Annotated in this window: 13 protein-coding genes; 5 read left to right on the forward strand and 8 right to left on the reverse strand. The window is 71.2% G+C overall.

Annotation, left to right across the window (positions count from 1 at the left end):
• Positions 1-1,316, reverse strand: a 1,316-nt coding sequence (locus tag L0P92_RS31535; protein WP_234766467.1) for an ABC transporter family substrate-binding protein, incomplete at its 3' end; no start/stop codon positions are given.
• Positions 1,317-1,683: 367 nt separating this feature from the next.
• Between L0P92_RS31535 and L0P92_RS31540 the strand changes: the two genes are divergently transcribed.
• From L0P92_RS31540 to L0P92_RS31560, 5 genes are all read left to right on the forward strand, one after another.
• Positions 1,684-1,977 (forward strand): Rv0250c family protein, encoded by a 294-nt coding sequence (locus L0P92_RS31540; RefSeq protein WP_234766468.1) that lies wholly within the window; start codon positions 1,684-1,686, stop codon positions 1,975-1,977.
• A gap of 37 nt (positions 1,978-2,014) precedes the next feature.
• Positions 2,015-2,836, forward strand: a complete 822-nt coding sequence (gene sdhC, locus L0P92_RS31545; protein ID WP_234766469.1) for a succinate dehydrogenase subunit SdhC — start codon at positions 2,015-2,017, stop codon at positions 2,834-2,836.
• Between the two features lie 20 nt (positions 2,837-2,856).
• Positions 2,857-4,800 (forward strand): fumarate reductase/succinate dehydrogenase flavoprotein subunit, encoded by a 1,944-nt coding sequence (locus tag L0P92_RS31550; RefSeq protein WP_234766470.1) that lies wholly within the window; start codon positions 2,857-2,859, stop codon positions 4,798-4,800.
• Entirely contained in the window at positions 4,797-5,573 is a 777-nt protein-coding gene (locus L0P92_RS31555; protein ID WP_234766471.1) for a succinate dehydrogenase/fumarate reductase iron-sulfur subunit, read from the forward strand. Before L0P92_RS31550 ends, L0P92_RS31555 begins: the two co-directional genes overlap by 4 nt.
• Before the next feature lie 72 nt (positions 5,574-5,645).
• On the forward strand, positions 5,646-7,232 hold the full coding sequence (locus L0P92_RS31560; RefSeq protein ID WP_234766472.1) for a hypothetical protein: 1,587 nt from the start codon (positions 5,646-5,648) through the stop codon (positions 7,230-7,232).
• Between the two features lie 185 nt (positions 7,233-7,417).
• Here the strand turns inward: L0P92_RS31560 and L0P92_RS31565 are convergent, their stop codons facing one another.
• The 7 genes from L0P92_RS31565 to L0P92_RS31595 form a co-directional block, all read right to left on the reverse strand.
• Positions 7,418-10,180, reverse strand: a complete 2,763-nt coding sequence (locus L0P92_RS31565; protein WP_234766473.1) for a SpoIIE family protein phosphatase — start codon at positions 10,178-10,180, stop codon at positions 7,418-7,420.
• 283 nt (positions 10,181-10,463) lie between these two features.
• Complete coding sequence (locus tag L0P92_RS31570) at positions 10,464-10,928, reverse strand: ATP-binding protein (RefSeq protein ID WP_234766474.1); 465 nt, start codon at positions 10,926-10,928, stop codon at positions 10,464-10,466.
• Between the two features lie 66 nt (positions 10,929-10,994).
• On the reverse strand, positions 10,995-11,393 hold the full coding sequence (locus tag L0P92_RS31575) for a (deoxy)nucleoside triphosphate pyrophosphohydrolase (protein ID WP_234766475.1): 399 nt from the start codon (positions 11,391-11,393) through the stop codon (positions 10,995-10,997).
• A 216-nt stretch (positions 11,394-11,609) separates the two neighbouring features.
• Complete coding sequence (locus L0P92_RS31580; RefSeq protein WP_234766476.1) at positions 11,610-11,798, reverse strand: SPOR domain-containing protein; 189 nt, start codon at positions 11,796-11,798, stop codon at positions 11,610-11,612.
• A 351-nt stretch (positions 11,799-12,149) separates the two neighbouring features.
• Positions 12,150-12,902 carry a GntR family transcriptional regulator gene (locus L0P92_RS31585; RefSeq protein ID WP_234766477.1) on the reverse strand — a complete coding sequence of 251 codons (753 nt, stop codon included), beginning with the start codon at positions 12,900-12,902 and terminating at the stop codon, positions 12,150-12,152.
• A gap of 159 nt (positions 12,903-13,061) precedes the next feature.
• Positions 13,062-14,234, reverse strand: coding sequence for a DUF4190 domain-containing protein (locus L0P92_RS31590; protein WP_234766478.1), 1,173 nt, complete (start codon positions 14,232-14,234; stop codon positions 13,062-13,064).
• A 186-nt stretch (positions 14,235-14,420) separates the two neighbouring features.
• Complete coding sequence (locus L0P92_RS31595) at positions 14,421-15,998, reverse strand: S8 family peptidase (protein WP_234766479.1); 1,578 nt, start codon at positions 15,996-15,998, stop codon at positions 14,421-14,423.
• Positions 15,999-16,354 lie beyond the last annotated feature (356 nt).

A 16,354-nucleotide genomic window follows, 5' to 3' on the forward strand; every position in this document is an offset into this window, starting at 1 on the left:
CCCTTCTTCTTCTCCTTCACCGGCCCACCCGGCACCCACCCCGCGTCCGCGAGCAGCGCCTGCGCCTCCGCCGTGTCCTGGTCGCCGATCGCGCCGCTGTTGTCGGCGTACGCGGCCTGCCCGGACAGGGCGAGATGGCTGCCGACGGGCTCGGCGGGCAGGCCCAGCGGGCCCAGGATCAGCTTCGCCAGTTCCTCCCGGTCGATGGCGCGGGCCACGGCCCGCCGGATCCGCTCGTCGGCGAGCACACTGTCGCCGCCGTTGAGGGCCAGCTGGGTGTACGCCGGCTCCAGGGACTTCCGTACCTCGAAGCCCCGGAACTTCGCCCGGTCCTGCCGCTGCTTCGGGGTGAGGGTGCGCCGGTCGGGGCCCATGAGCGGCGTACCGGAGGGGCTGGCGCTCGCGGCCCGCGGCGGCGCGGCGAGCGCGATGCGCCGGGCGGCCGCGGAGTCGATCTCGGCCAGGTCGAGATCACCGGCGGCCAGCGCGGCGGCCCGCTGGTTGCGCGGTACGGCGCGCAGCACGATCTCGTTCAGCTTGGCCGGCTCTCCCCACCAGCGCGGGTTGCGGGTGAGCGTGACGTCGCCTCCCTTGCGGTCGATCTTCTGCACGGTGAAGGGCCCGGCGGTGACCTTGAGCCTGCTCCGCGCCCCGTCGTTGAACGAGTCCGGCGTGCCCATGACCTCCTTCGGGTACAGCGGCGAGAAGAGGGAGCGCCAGTCCGCGTACGGGCGTCCGAAGGTGACCCGCACCTCCAGGTCGTTGTCGCCGCGCTCGATCTTCTCGATGCGGTCGTAGCCGGCGTTGCGGGCGGTCCAGTAGGCGCTGTCCTTGCCGGACAGGGCCCGCCACTGGGCGGCGAAGTCGGCGGCGCCGATCTCCCGGCCGTCGCTCCAGACGGCCTGCTGGTTGAGCTTGTACAGCACGACCTGCTTGGGCTCCGTCTTGACGATCTTCGCGGACTCCAGGTACTCCGGGTTGCGCTCCGGGCGCCCGTTCTCGTCGAGCCGGAACATCGAGGGCAGCGTGGCCTGCGCGATCCGGGTCGTGGCCGCGTCGGCGTCCGACTGGAAGGTGTTCAGCGTCTCCGGTACGGCGTCCACGGCCCACCGCAGCGTGCCGCCGTCGCGGAGCTCGGCCCGGGCGGCCGTGGCGATGTCCTGCCCGGCCAGCGGTTTTCCGGCCGGGTCGGGGTCGCTACAACCGGCGAGCGCGGGCATCGCGAGCGCGCCCGCGACGAGGAAGGTGGCCGAGCGCAGGACCGCGCTGCGGCCAGGCCTGGGTCCGACGCTGGGTCCGATGCCGACGTGGGACATCTCAGGTACCTCCGGGGAGCGGCTCCCGCCGGTGACAATAAGTGCGTTCTGATCACATTTGGCGGTATTTTGGAGCTGATCAGATCTAAGGCACCCCACTGAAGAGGAAAGGGTTCGCCAGGCGGAGACGACACGGCGGCAGGGGCGTACAAGGCCACCCGTGCGGAGCAACGCGCTCCGCACTTCGCACTCCTCGCCACCTTTCGGCCCCCCGGCGTGCACAGAGCGCTTGCGGGCGTGCAATGGAGGCGTGCAATCCGCCAATCGCTGCACATCCCTTCACAGCGATAGGTGTGACGCGCAACACTCGCAGGCGCATGAACGTTGCCACCCAGGGCCGTAGGGCCCACGGAAGTGAGGTCACGTCATGTCCGTGCAAGACGACCTGACAGCTGTCCAGCGCTGCCTCGACGACCTGGCCCGGTCCGTGGGCCGGCTGGAGAAGCAGCTCGGAACCGGCGGGATCGAGATGCGCCGCGTCCGCACCGACGCCAACCATCTCCGCGAGAGCGTCGCGCTGCTGCGGGACGCCGCCGCGGCCCCCGCCGCCACCCAGCGCAAACCGGAGCTCGTCACCATCCCCGACACGCCGTACGACGACTCTCTGTGGATCGACACGGATGACGAGGGTCTCGGCGCCCGGGACCGCCACGCCCCCTGAGATCCCCTGAGAACCCACACCCGACCGGAGTCATGCATTGGCCACTGGTACGGAACCCCATCTGAACAGCGGCGGCGTACGAACGGGTACGCGCGCCGCGATCTCCGCCCCGCACCTGCGGACCGACCGCTGGTGGCTGGCCCCGGCCGCCACCGCGGCCGGTCTGCTGGCGTTCATCGTCTACTCGACCTGGCGGGCCTTCGCCAACGCGGACTACTACGCGGCGCCGTACGTCTCCCCGTTCTACTCGCCCTGTCTGGCGGAGAACTGCGAGCCCATGCGCGCCGGCCCCAACTGGGAGCTCTTCGGGAGCTGGTGGGGCATCTCCCCCGCGATCATCATCCTGATCTTCCCGCTCGGCTTCCGCCTGACCTGCTACTACTACCGCAAGGCCTACTACCGCGGCTTCTGGATGTCGCCCCCGGCCTGCGCGGTGGCCGAGCCGCACAGCAAGTACAGCGGTGAGACCCGGTTCCCGCTGATCCTGCAGAACATCCACCGGTACTTCTTCTACGCCGCGCTCCTGGTCGCCGGGATCCTGACGTACGACACGGTGCTCGCCTTCCGCGACGAGAACTACGAGTGGGGCCACATGGGCCTCGGCACCCTCGTCTTCCTGGTCAACATCGTGCTGATCTGGGCGTACACCCTCTCCTGCCACTCCTGCCGGCACATCGTCGGCGGCAAGCTCAAACACTTCTCCAAACACCCGGTGCGCTACCGGATGTGGCAGTGGATCGGGAAGCTCAACGCCCGCCACATGCTGCTGGCCTGGGCGTCGCTGGTGAGCGTCGCGCTCGCCGACTTCTACGTCTATCTCGTCGCGTCCGGGGTCTTCGACGATCCGCGCTTCTTCTAGATTTGGTGGGGACTGAACAGATGTCCGTGGTCGAACGGCAGGAGTGGGACGTCGTCGTGGTCGGCGCCGGGGGCGCGGGCCTGCGGGCCGCGATCGAGGCACGCGAGCGAGGCGCCCGTACGGCCGTGATCTGCAAGTCGCTGTTCGGCAAGGCGCACACCGTGATGGCCGAGGGCGGTATCGCGGCGGCCATGGCCAACGTCAACGAGCACGACAACTGGCAGGTCCACTTCCGCGACACCATGCGCGGCGGCAAGTTCCTCAACCAGTGGCGGATGGCCGAACTGCACGCCCGGGAGGCGCCGGACCGGGTGTGGGAGCTGGAGACCTGGGGGGCGCTCTTCGACCGGACGAAGGACGGCCGTATCTCCCAGCGCAACTTCGGCGGCCACGAGTACCCGCGCCTCGCCCACGTCGGCGACCGCACCGGCCTGGAGCTGATCCGCACGCTCCAGCAGAAGATCGTGTCGCTGCAGCAGGAGGACGAGAAGGAGACCGGCGACTACGAGTCCCGGCTGAAGATCTACCAGGAGTGCACGGTCACCCGGATCCTGAAGGACGGAAGCCGGGTCTCGGGGGTCTTCGCCTACGAGCGTGAGACCGGCCGTTTCTTCGTCCTGGACGCCCCCTCCGTGGTGATCGCGACGGGCGGCATCGGCAAGTCCTTCAAGGTGACGTCGAACTCGTGGGAGTACACGGGCGACGGCCACGCGCTGGCGCTGCTGGCGGGGGCGCCGTTGCTGAACATGGAGTTCGTGCAGTTCCATCCGACGGGCATGGTCTGGCCGCCGTCGGTGAAGGGGATCCTGGTCACGGAGTCGGTGCGCGGCGACGGCGGGGTGCTGCGCAACTCCGAGGGCAAGCGGTTCATGTTCGACTACATCCCCGACGTCTTCAAGGAGAAGTACGCCCAGTCCGAGGAGGAGGGCGACCGCTGGTACGAGGACCCGGACAACAACCGGCGTCCTCCCGAGCTGTTGCCGAGGGACGAGGTGGCGCGGGCCATCAACGCCGAGGTGAAGGCGGGCCGCGGCTCCCCGCACGGCGGGGTGTTCCTGGACGTGTCGACGCGTATGCCCGCCGAGGTGATCCGCCGTCGGCTGCCGTCCATGTACCACCAGTTCAAGGAGCTGGCGGACGTGGACATCACGGCGGAGGCGATGGAGGTCGGGCCGACCTGTCACTACGTCATGGGCGGCATCGCGGTCGAGTCGGACACGGCGGCGGCGCGCGGGGTGCCCGGCCTGTACGCGGCCGGCGAGGTGGCCGGCGGCATGCACGGCTCGAATCGCCTGGGCGGGAACTCGCTCTCCGACCTGCTGGTCTTCGGCCGCCGCGCGGGCTGGCACGCCGCCGAGTACGCGGCGGCGCGGGCCTTCGAACGCCCCGAGGTCAGCGATCTGCAGGTCGACACGGCGGCCGCCGAGGCGCTGCGGCCGTTCTCGGCGGAGGGCCCGGCCGCGGGCGAGGACGACGGGCGGCCGCCGGAGAACCCGTACACCCTCCACCAGGAGCTCCAGCAGACGATGAACGACCTCGTCGGCATCATCCGCCGCGAGGGCGAGATGGAGCAGGCGCTGGAGAAGCTCGCGGATCTTCGCGTACGGGCCCGCCGGGCCGGCGTCGAGGGCCACCGCCAGTTCAACCCGGGCTGGCACCTCGCGCTCGACCTGCGCAACATGCTGCTGGTCAGCGAGTGCGTGGCGCGGGCGGCGCTGGAGCGCACCGAGTCGCGCGGCGGGCACACCCGCGAGGACCATCCGACGATGGACCGCAAGTGGCGCAACATCAACCTGCTGTGCCAACTGGCCGACCCGACGGGCGGCCTGGCCGCCACGGACCCCGAACGCGGCCAGATCAATCTGCTGCGCGAGACCACCGATCCCGTCCGCCAGGACCTGCTGGCTCTCTTCGACAAAGAAGAGCTGGTCAAGTATCTCGCCGAGGAGGAGCTCTACCAGTGAGCAGCTACGAGGCCCGTTTCAAGGTGTGGCGGGGCGATGTGCAGGGCGGCGGCCTGGAGGACTTCGCGGTCGAGGTGAACGACGGCGAGGTGGTCCTGGACATCATCCACCGCCTCCAGGCCACCCAGGCCCCCGACCTGGCCGTCCGCTGGAACTGCAAGGCCGGCAAGTGCGGTTCGTGCTCCGCGGAGATCAACGGCCGCCCGCGGCTGATGTGCATGACGCGGATGTCGGTGTTCACCCGGGAGGAGACGATCACGGTGACGCCGCTGCGGGCGTTCCCGGTGGTCCGCGATCTCGTCACGGACGTGAACTTCAACTACACGAAGGCACGGGAGGTGCCCGCCTTCGTCCCGCCCGCCGAGCTCGGCCCCGGCGAGTACCGGATGAAGCAGGAGGACGTGGACCGCTCGCAGGAGTTCCGCAAGTGCATCGAGTGCTTCCTGTGCCAGGACACCTGCCATGTCGTCCGCGACCACGAGGAGAACAAACCGGCGTTCGCGGGCCCCCGCTTCCTGATGCGGGTCGCCGAACTCGACATGCATCCGCTGGACGCCGCGGCGGAGACGGGCCTGGACCGCAAGGCCACCGCCCAGGAGGAACACGGCCTCGGCTACTGCAACATCACCAAGTGCTGCACCGAGGTCTGCCCCGAGGGCATCAAGATCACGGACAACGCGCTGATCCCCTTGAAGGAACGGGCGGTCGACCGGAAGTACGACCCGTTGGTGTGGCTCGGCAACAAGATCATGCGCCGGACCTCGTCGAGCTGAGTCCGTCGCCGGCCGAGCCAGGTCGGCCCATCCCGGTCGCGTCGGGGCTTTCCTCCTCATACGCTCCGAAATGTGACGTCATCCTTGATACGGGGCCGGCCGCGGCGGGGCAGCTCGCACATACGGGCGCGGGTGGCGCACGCGCTGGTGGGCGGGCTGGTCGGGGTGGCGTGGCTGGTGCTGCCCGTGGTGACGGTGCTGGGCGGGGGTGCGGTCGCGGGCGGGGCGGACCGGCCTGTGGCCGGTGCGGCGGCCCAGGGCGAGGGCGAGGGGACCTCGGACTTCGATCTGGTGCTGCCGGTGCTGGCGGTCGTCACGGCGGCGGTGGTCGGCGGGTACGGGTTCTGGCGGCGCAGGCGGCGGGCGCGGGGGCGTACGACACCCGGTGGGGCGCCGGTCGAGGTCGCCGAGCCGCCGGCCGGGGAACTCGACGAGCGGGCCCGGGCACTGCTGGTCGAGGCGGACGACTGGGTGCGGGTCAGCGCGGAGGAACTCGGGTTCGTCGAGGAGAAGGCCGAGGACGCCGAGTTGGTCGAGACCTTCGCCCGGGCGCTGCGGGAGGCCCGGGCCGAGTTGGCGGTCGCCTTTCGGATGCGGTGGCAGTACGAGGACGGGGTGCCGGCGGAGGGCGCGGCGCGGCGGCACGCGCTCGCCGGGATCGTCGGGCGGTGCGAGGAGACGGGGCGGCTGCTGGACGCGCGGGCCGCCGCGTTCGACCAGGTACGGGGGCTGGAGGAGGGCCTGGGCGGAGGGCTGGGGCAGGCCCTGGTCGTCGCGGAGGGCCGGTTCCGGGAACTGACGGGACGTACCGGAGGCGCCGACGCGACACTGCGGGAGCTGGGCGAGCGGTACGCCCCCTCCGCCGCCTCCGCCGTCGTGGGCCATGTCGAGCAGGCCAAGGACCGGCTCGTCTACGCCACCACCCGCCTCAACCAGGCCCGCCAGGCCGCCGACTCGGGCGACCACGAGCGGGCTGCTGCCCGGTTGCGCGCCGCCGAGGGCGCGATCAGCCAGGCGGCCGTCTTCATCGACGGCGTGGACCGCCTCGCCGACGTCCTCGCCAGGGCCGCGACGATGGTGCCGCCCGCGCTGACCGGCGGCGAGGCGGAGATCGCCGGCGCACGGGGTTCACCGTCGTCCCCGTCCGTACCCCCCGGCGAGCTGCGCGCCCGCGTCACCCACGCCGACCTCGCCCTGGCCGGCGTACGCGAGGAGCTGACCTCGGGACGGCCGTACGACCCCCTGGAGCTGCTGCGCCGGATCGTACGGGCCGTCTCGCCCGTCGCCGCGGGCCGGGCCGGGGTGATCCCGGCCGCCGCACTGCTCTGCGCCCGTGCCGCGGTGGCCGACGCGGACGACGTCGTCGCGACCCACCGCGCCGCCGTCGGCACCGAACCCCGCACCCACCTGGCCGAGGCCCACCGCCTGCTCACTCCCCCGTCCCCCCTGGCCGACCTCCGCTCCGCCGACACCCTCGCCCAACAGGCCCAGGCCCTCGCCGACCAGCACATCCGCCTCCACGGCCACCCCCCACTCACCGACACCACCCACGGCCTGACCGGAGCCGTCCTGGGCGGCATCCAGCCCCCCACCGGCCCCCCGGCCAGCTACGGCGGCCCACACACCAGGAACCGACGCGGAGACCCGACAGGTACCTGAGCACGCCAACCACGCGGGCCCTGCGCGAGAAGTCCTCCGCCGCCCTCCTGCCGGGCGACACCTACAGCGAACCCGCAGACGCCGACGGCGAGATGCCCCCACCTGGGCCACCCGCACCCGGCCACCAAAGCCGCACGGGCGGTGCGGGTGGGAGACGAAACGGCCGAAGGCGGAGCCGAGGACGGTCAGAACAGGCTCAGCAACGCCTCCGCCGGGTCCGCCAACCCGTTCTCCCCGTCCGGCAGCGGCAGTTCGAACCACACCGTCTTGCCCCGCGGGGTACGGCGGGACCCCCACGCCGCACTGAGCAACCCGACCAGCTGCAACCCCCGCCCACCCTCGTCCGTGTCCCGCGCACGCCGCCGACGCGGCTGGACCAACCCCGAGTCCCACACCTCGCACACCAGCGTCCGGTCCAACAGCAACCGCAGCCGAATCTCACCCTCGCCGTACCGCAGCGCGTTCGTGACCAGCTCGCTGACCAACAGCTCCGTGGTGTCGACCAGGGGTTCAAGGTCCCACGACAGCAGCTGCCCACGGGCGTACTCCCGGGCCCGCCCCACACTGCGCGGCTCCCGCGGCAGCGTCCAGTCCCCCACGGACTCGGCCGGCAGCCCCTGCACACGTGCCATCAGCAACGCGATGTCGTCCTCGCCGTGATGACTGTCGAGGGTGTTGAGCACGTGGTCGCAGACGTCCTCCAGCGGCCGCGTGGGATCGGTCAGCGCGCCGACGAAAGCCTGGAGACCCTCGTCCAGAGGATGGTCGCGGGACTCGACCAGGCCGTCCGTGTAGAGCGCCAGCAGCGCGCCCTCCGGCAGTTCGACCTCCACCTCCTCGAACGGCTCCCCGCCCACACCCAGCGGCATCCCGGGCGGCACGTCCAGCATCAGCGCCGCCTCGCCGGGTTCGACGAGGACCGGCGGGAGATGCCCGGCGTTGGCGAAGGTGCACCGGCGCGTGACGGAGTCGTAGACCGCGTACACGCACGTCGCGAGGTACACCTCGGACAGGTCCGCCTCCCGGGGCCGGCGGGCCGCACGGGTGGCCTGCTGGACTCCGCCGGGGGCGCCGAGGCCGCGCGCGATCTCGTCCAGCGCCGAGAGCACCTCGGCCGGTTCGAGGTCCAGCAACGCCAGCGTTCGTACCGCCGAACGGAGTTCGCCCATCGCGACGGCCGCCCGCAGCCCCCGGCCCATGACGTCCCCGACGACCAACGCCGTACGGTGCCCGGGGAGTTCGATCACGTCGAACCAGTCGCCGCCCACCTCGCTGGGCCGGTCGGCGGAGGAGTTGCCCGGCAGATAGCGGCAGGCGATGTCGAGGCCGGAGGCGACCGGGTCCCCGGGCGGCAGCAGGGACCGCTGCAGTATCAGCGCCCGCTCGTGCTCGCGCCGGTAGAGACGGGCGTTGTCAATGCAGACCGCCGCCCGCGCCGCCAGCTCCACCGCGAGGTCACGGTCCCGGTCGCCGAACGGCTCGCTGCCCTTCGTACGGGCGAACTGCGCGAGTCCTACGACGGTGTCGTGGGCGACCATCGGCACCGCGAGCGTGGACTGCACGAGGCCGCCCTCCTCGCCGGGCACATGCTGCGGCCGCGCGGTGCGCAGGGCGTCCGCGCAGGGCGAGTTGAACGGGTAGTGGTGGACGGCGCCGACCGCGACGGGCACCCCGCCGCCGACGAAGGGTGCGTCGGAGACGGCGCTGGAGAAGGCGACCCGGCGCAGTTCCGCGCTGCCGTCGGCGAGGCCGGGCGGGGTCTCGTCGCCGGCCAGCAGCCCCTGGTAGAGGTCGACCGTGGCCAGGTCGCAGAAGCCGGGGACGACGACGTCGAGGAGTTCGCGGGCCGTGGTCTCCAGGTCGAGGGAGTTGCCGATGCGGGCGCCGGCCTCGTTCAGCAGGGCGAGATTGCGCCGGGCGGCGGCGGCCTCGCGGGCGGCGGCGCGACGCGCGGTGATGTCGATGCCGAGCCAGGCGATGCCGATGGGGCGGCCGCTGCCGCTGTGCACCCGGTAGAGGTTGACGGACCAGTGGCGGCGCTCGTCGGAGCCGGGCAGAAAGCCGGTGACGTGCATGTCGGTGATGGAGTCACCGCTGTCCAGGACGCGGCGCAGGGTCGCCGCGACACGGTCGGCCTCGGGGCGCGGCAGATAGTCGTGGACGCCCCGGCCGCGGTGGTCGTCGGGGGTGCCGCCGAACAGGGAAGCGAACCGGTGGTTGACGCGGCGCACGCGCAGGTCGGGGTCGATCAGCAGGAAACCGAACGGAGATTGACCGAATATCGACTGCGAGGCGGCGAGGTCGGTCTCCATCCTGCGGAGCGCGCGGACGTCCACGACGATGCAGACGGCGGCCTTCTCGCCCTCCTCGGTCCGCGTCGGCATGACGTACACCTCGGCGAGACCGTCCTGACCGCGCCGGCCGTCCTCGTCGTCGGGCGCCCGGAAGGGGACCACACCGGTCCACTCCCGGCCGTCCAGGATCTCGGCCATCTTGCGCTGCCCCTGCTCGCGCAGATCGGGGTCGATGAACGCCTCGATGGGGTCCATGCCGACGGCGCGCCGGGCCGGGATGCCGAACAACTGCTCGGCGCGCAGGCTCCACTGGTCGACCAGGCCGTCGGGACCGATCGAGAAGGACGCCACCTTGATGTAGTCGTAGATCGAGCCGGGCGGACTGCTCTGCCAGACGGGGTCGCCGGGGCGGGGCTCGTCGGCGGCGAAGCCGGGGGCGCGCGGAGCGGGGGGTTCCTGGGTGTCCGGTGCGTCCCCTGCGACGGCCTGTGAGTCCTGTGTGTCCTGAGAGGCGCGTGGGCCCCGGGAGGTGGTGTGGGAGGCCTGTGTGTCGTCGGAGGCCTGTGGGTCGTGGGCCCGCTCCCCCGCGCCCCTCGTCCTCGCGCCGTCCGACGGGTCCTCGGACTCCGTGGCCTTCGCTGGTATCTCGCTCACGCGAACCGTCCCCTCCAGCTCACCGCGTCCGGCACCGGTCACCGGGGGCGGCTGCCCGCAGTATCCAGCACTACGGCCCCGCACAACACGGTGTTCACGATCACAGCACGTTCCCGATGGTTTTCGGTCCCGGCACCGGAAACACTTCCAGACTTCTAACCAGCGGACACGCAGTCGAATCACGCGGTTCGACAACTGCCACTGGCCTGAACCAGTCGCTCGACAGGGTGGGGGTGGCCGTACACCCCTATATCCCCCGCGTGTATCCCCCGCGCCGCCACGGTCACTGCGGGACCGCCAGTTCGAACCACACCGTCTTGCCGCTGCTCCGGCCCGGCCGGGTGCCCCACCGGCGCGAGGAGTGCGCCACGAGCTGGAGTCCGCGGCCGCTCTCGTCCTCGGGGTGAGGGGCGCGTTCGCGCGGCGGGTCCGGGAGCGGGTCGGAGACCTCGACCAGGAGGACACCGTCGAGGTCGGCGGGACGCACCAGGCGGACGCCGATGGGGCCGGTGGCGTGCCGCAGGGAGTTGGTCACCAGCTCGCTGACCAGTAGTGCCGTGAGGTCGGCGAGGCTGTCGAGCCCCCAGTCGCGCAGCCGGCCGCGCACGGCGGCACGGGCCGCGCGCACCGCGCCCGCCTCCGCGGGAAAGGTCCAGTCGGCGCAGTCGCCGCCGGTGTCGATCACGCCGATCACTTCCCAGGCCAGCGGGTTCGCCCATGTCCGGTTTCTCGGGGTTAGTGACCACATACCCGATATTCGCGGGGCGGTACCGCGCGCAAGGTATGCGAACGGGTAGGAATCCGGGAAGTTTCCTCAGGAACGAAGCCGTCCGGCCACCTCCTGGACCGCCGGCACGTCCGGCTCCAGCCAGTCGACGTCCCAGAGTTCCCCGGCGCCGAGCCAGCGCAGGGCGTCGTGATCCTGGAGGGGCTCGGGGGCGCCGGAGCCGGGGAGCAGACGGGTCGTCCACACCTGCAGCACGTAAGGGGGCTTCAGGGGCCATGTCCCGGGCAGACGCTCGATCACCTCGGCGTCCACGCCGAGTTCCTCCCGCAGCTCCCGTACGAGTGCCGCCTCGGGTGCCTCGCCGGGCTCGACCTTGCCGCCGGGCAACTCCCAGCGTCCGGCCAGTTCCTCGGGTGCACTGCGCCGCGCCGCGAGCAGGCGGCCTCCGGCCAATAGCGCGGCGCCTACCACGATCTGTTCCGTCATGCACCGAAGCGTAGGCACTCCGTTTGGGACTCCGGTGCGTCGGTCTTTTGCTGCGGCGCCGTCGTGGCTTGCCGCGCAGTTCCCCGCGCCCCTATGGGGCGCGCCCGAGGCTGAGCCCCTTCGCTTTGGAACGCCGGGATGCGTCGGGCCTTCGGCTGCCGCGCCGTCGTGGCTTGTCGCGCAGTTCCCCGCGCCCCTTCGGGGGCGCGGCCCCTGTCAGGGGGCGTTGTCGGTGGTCTGGGCCAGGCGTTCGACCCAGTAGAGCTGTTTGTGGCCGCGGTTGTCGAGGCTGTCTGCGATCTTTTGGGCCTCTGCTCGGGTCGCGTACCGGCCTACGCGGTAGCGATTGCCGTTGTCGTCCTGTCGAATCACGAGCCAAGGAAGAGTGATCGTGCTGTCGTTCATCGCGCCCCACCGCTCCTTCCCGCCCACGACCGCCCCGGTACCGCTCGCGGCCTGTGCCGTGCCCCGCCCGCTAAGGAAACCGCAATCCGCATATGCCCGAGCGTACGCCTAACCTTTACGCTGCGAATACGGCTTTTCACAAAGAGGTACGCAACCAGCCAAGTCGGAGGGGGCGCACGGCACCGAACGCGCCGGGCGCGAACGTCGATGCATCCGGTCACGGGCATGCCGCGCACGCCCGCGGCGACCTGCGAAGACGGCCAGATTCGAACGGCGGGCGAGGGTGCGGGAGTTGAGGCTCTGCCGGAGGTAACTGCGGTGAAGGTGTGCGCTACTTCACGAACAAGTGCGCTACTTCACCGGGAGGTGGTATGCGACCCGGTAGCGGTCCGCCGGAATCACCACGTCCGCCGTCTCCACCGGACGCCCGGACGCGTAGTAGGTGCGCTGGATGACCACGACCACATGACCGGGGACGCCACCCAGCGTCAGCAACTCCTCCGCGAGGCCGGGGCGGGCGCCCACCTCCTCGGTGACGTTGTCCACGACGACGTCGATGGCCGCCATGCGCTCGACGACACCCATGCCGCCGAGCGGGCCCTCCTCGGGCAGCATCACGGGCGTACGGCCGGTGACGGCGAGCGGCTCCCAGGAGGTGGAGAGCATCATCGCCTCACCGGCGTCCCGGAAGAGGTACTTGGTGCACATGACGCGGTCGCCGGCCCGGATGCCGAGCCGCTCGGCGACGGCGACGCTGGCCTCGGCCTGCTCGCTGCTGGACTCCCAGGTGCCGCGCGTCTCACCGTCGGCCTGCTCCTGGCGGAAGGGCGTGGCACCGCTCGGCGGGCGGAAGCCGGAGCGGGAGATCCGGCGGGGCACGGGGCGCTCACGGACGTACGTCCCGGAGCCGGAGCGGCCCTCGACCAGCCCCTCGGCCATCAGCACCTTGCGGGCCTCCAGCGCGACGGTGTCCGAGACGCCGTACTCCTCGCGGATGCGGGCCTGGGAGGGGAGGCGGGTGTGCGGTGGCAGCGAACCGTCGACGATCTTCTTGCGGAGATCACCCGCGACGCGCAGGTACGCCGGCTGCTCACCGAAAGTCACTGGCCGCTCCCATCAGCTTGTACAGACAGCAACAGCGTGGCAACCGTGGGTTGTCCCGTGCAAGCAAAGGCCAGAGAATCACTCGATGTGATGACTTGTGCCTGCGGAGGGCTTTACGCAGGCACTTTCTCCCCGCTATAGCCGCGTTCACACCTGCGCTCACACGGCCAGGCCGTCCCCGCTCCCGCTGTCGTCGCCGCTGTCGAAGTCGCCCTCGTAGGCCGGCACCGTGGTGTCCAGGCCCAGAGCCTTGCGCGCGGTGACGGTCGTGGGGCCGTCGACGTATTCGTACCCGTTCTCGTAGTGCGTGAAGTACGTGTCCGCGTCCTTCGCCGCGGCCGCCCGCGACCACTCCTTGCGGGCGGCCTCCATCTCCTCGACCAGATCGGCGACCGGCTCCTTGGCATCGCTCGGCCAACTGTGGCCGCGCAGTGCCTCGATCTGCTCGCCGAGCGCGGCGTGGACGTCCCTGGCCCAGTCCTGGTTGGCCGTCAGGTCGTCCTCGGGGTATTCCTCGGGCTCCTCGTAGAGGACCGTGTCGATGGCGTTGGTCGCGGCGAGGAAGGCCACCTGGTCCTCGTCGAGCGTCGTGGTGTCGGTACGCAGCGAGCCGGTCAGGCTGCCGTCGTCGGCCGTGCTGCCGAACATGCAGGTGATCTCGCGGTCGCCGACGCGCCAGCTCTGCCGGGACGGGACCAGGTAGTAGACGTCCACGTCGTCCGGCACGGCCCAGGGGTCCATGGCGTAGCCGTCCGCGAGGGTGTAGCACTTGTCGTCCGCGGTCCGTTCGAGCCCGTCGTCGCCCGGGAAGGAGCCGCCCGGCAGCCTGACCACGGCGAACACCTCGGCGTCGTGCTCGCCGGAGCAGGGCACCTCGTCGACGTCGTAGGCGTCGCCCTCAAGGTCGCCGGTCGGTGTGTCGAAGCAGTCGCCCTTGGCGAGCGCGTAGGCGGTGCCCTCACCGCTCGCGGCGCCCTTGAAGCCGTCCCAGAAGTCGGAGACGGACCCCGTGGACAGCGTCAGCGCCCACAGCGCGAGTCCGACCGAGGAGAGCACGGAACCGGCCACCGCCATCCCCTTGCCGCGCTCACCCCGCTTCTTGATCTGCGCCAGCGCGATCAGCCCCAGCACCAGCCCGACGGCCGGCACGAAGCAGAGGATGCCGAGGACGAGGGAGCTGATGGCGACGCCGTTGACGGAGACGGGACGGCCGTAGGGGCCGTAGAAGCCATAGGCCTGGTACGGGTGCGCGTACGGCGACGGCGCCGGGTACTGGCCCTGCCCGTACGGCCCTTGGGGCTGCTCCGGGCCGGGAGGCGGAGGTATGGACACGAGTACCGTGCTCCTGGTTCGGGCGGCGGTGCCGGGGTGTGGGAACGGGCGTACGACTGGGCGAATGGTAAGCGGCGCCGTGGCGCTCGGCGTACCAAGGGCGGCACACACGGCTCGTCCTCGCGGCCGGCCGGGTCGGGGACCCGGAGCCGTGCCGCGAGGACGAGGGGGACTACTGGTGTCGGGTTAGAACTGCAGCGCCCAGGCGTCGATGCGTCCGGTGTCGTAGTTGGCGTTGTCGCTGACGCGCAGCTTCCACGTGCCGTTGGCGGTCTCCGAGGAGGCGTTCACCGAGTACGTGGTGTTGATGTTGTCCGAACTGCCGCCCGTGCCGTACGACTTCAGTGTGTACGCGGTGCCGTCGGGGGCGATCAGCTGGACCTGGAGGTCGCCGATGTACGTGTGGACGATGTGGACCTCGACGGACAGGGACGACGGCGCGTTGCCGCTGACGCCGGTGACCGTCACCGGGGACTCGACCGTGGAGTTGTCGCTGATCGTGTAGTCACCGGTGTTCTCGAAGCGCGGGCCGGGCGGGGTGGTCGTGCCGCCGCCGACGTAGAGGAGCCGGTTGGGTGAGCCGGTGCCGGGGCTGGTGACGACGCCGGTCGTGGCGGCGGACGTCAGGGCCGAGGCGACCTGGGACGGGGTGGCCGAGGGGTTGTCGGCGAGGTGGAGCGCGGCCGCGCCCGCCACGTGCGGGCTCGCCATCGACGTACCGGAGATGGTGTTGGTCGCCGAGTCGCCGGAGTTCCAGGCCGAGGTGATGGACGAGCCCGGGGCGAACAGGTCGAGCACCGAGCCGTAGTTGGAGTAGCTCGCCTTGGCGTCCGAGCTCGTGGTCGCGCCGACCGTGATGGCCTCGGTGACGCGGGCGGGGGACTTGGTGGAGGCGTTCGTCGACTCGTTGCCGGCCGCCACGGCGAAGGTGATGCCGGAGGCGATGGCGTTGCGTACGGCCGTGTCGAGGGCGGAGTCGGCGCCGCCGCCGAGGGACATGTTGGCGACGGCCGGCTTGACGGCGTTCTGGGCGACCCAGTCGATGCCGGCGACGACCTGGGCGGTGGTGCCCTGACCGGAGTTGTTCAGCACGCGGACGCCGACGACCTTCGCCTTCTTGGCGACGCCGTACGACGACCCGGCGACCGTGCCCGCCACGTGCGTGCCGTGGCCGTGGCCGTCCTGGGCGGTGTTGTCGTTGTCGATGGCGTCGTAGCCGTAGGAGGCACGGCCGCCGAAGTCGCTGTGGGTGATGCGGACGCCGGTGTCGATGACGTACGCCGTCACGCCCTGCCCGGCCGAGTCCGGGTAGGTGTAGGAGCTGTTGAGCGGCAGGTTCTTCTGGTCGATGCGGTCCAGGCCCCAGGAGGGCGGGTTGGTCTGGGTCGCGGCGATGCCGAACGTGCGGTTCTGGACGACGGAGGCGACGGCCGGGTCGGCGGCGAGCCGCTTGGCCTCGGCCTCGGAGGCCTCGATCGCGTAGCCGTTGAGGGCCTTCTTGTAGGTCCGCTCGACGTCGGCGCCGTACTTCTCGACGAGGGCGCGTCCGGCCTGTGAGCCCGAACGGGCGTGATCGGCCTTGAGGTTCACGATGTAGCTGCCGGCGACGGCGTTGGCGGCGCCCGCGTACTGGATGCGGCCCTCGGGGGCGGCCGCGGCGGGGAGGGCGGAGACGAGGCTCGCGGTGAGGGCCGCGGTGGCCGCCACGCTCAGCGCGGCCAGTCTTCGCCGGGTGTCTCTTCGGGAATTACGCATCACTGCCATCTGAGGGGTCCTCCTCGATCGGTGGTGCGCTCGTGGGGGTGACGCGAAGTGGACAGGGGCATGTCAATTTCCTGTGCCACTCCTGTGTGTCAGCCGAAAGATTGAGGCCTCCACAGGAATTGCACAAGGGTCGTGCACGGCGAACTCCGCCCCGCAGGCCCCGACTCGTCACTGTCCGTGATCTTTCGACATGCAGGTCGTGCGTGTCTGCGCAAGCCTGGGAGGCGTTCCGCCAGGACGACGTGTCCTGGCGGCCACCCCCAGGAAGGACGTGCAACATGCGCTACGCAGCTGCCCTTTTCATCGCCGCCATACTCGCGGCCGTCGCCGCTCCCGCCGCCTCGGCCGCCACCGCC

The sequence above is a fragment of the Streptomyces muensis genome (assembly GCF_021474425.1).
Taxonomy (GTDB): Bacteria; Actinomycetota; Actinomycetes; order Streptomycetales; family Streptomycetaceae; genus Streptomyces; species Streptomyces muensis.

Bases quoted from the DNA above. Each gene is read 5' to 3' on its own strand.
- L0P92_RS31575 (WP_234766475.1), bottom strand. From the start codon at position 11,393: ATGACGGAACAGATCGTGGTAGGCGCCGCGCTATTGGCCGGAGGCCGC.
- L0P92_RS31550 (WP_234766470.1), top strand. From the start codon at position 2,857: ATGTCCGTGGTCGAACGGCAGGAGTGGGACGTCGTCGTGGTCGGCGCC.
- L0P92_RS31540 (WP_234766468.1), top strand. From the start codon at position 1,684: ATGTCCGTGCAAGACGACCTGACAGCTGTCCAGCGCTGCCTCGACGAC.
- L0P92_RS31595 (WP_234766479.1), bottom strand. From the start codon at position 15,998: ATGGCAGTGATGCGTAATTCCCGAAGAGACACCCGGCGAAGACTGGCC.
- L0P92_RS31570 (WP_234766474.1), bottom strand. From the start codon at position 10,928: ATGTGGTCACTAACCCCGAGAAACCGGACATGGGCGAACCCGCTGGCC.
- L0P92_RS31580 (WP_234766476.1), bottom strand. From the start codon at position 11,798: ATGAACGACAGCACGATCACTCTTCCTTGGCTCGTGATTCGACAGGAC.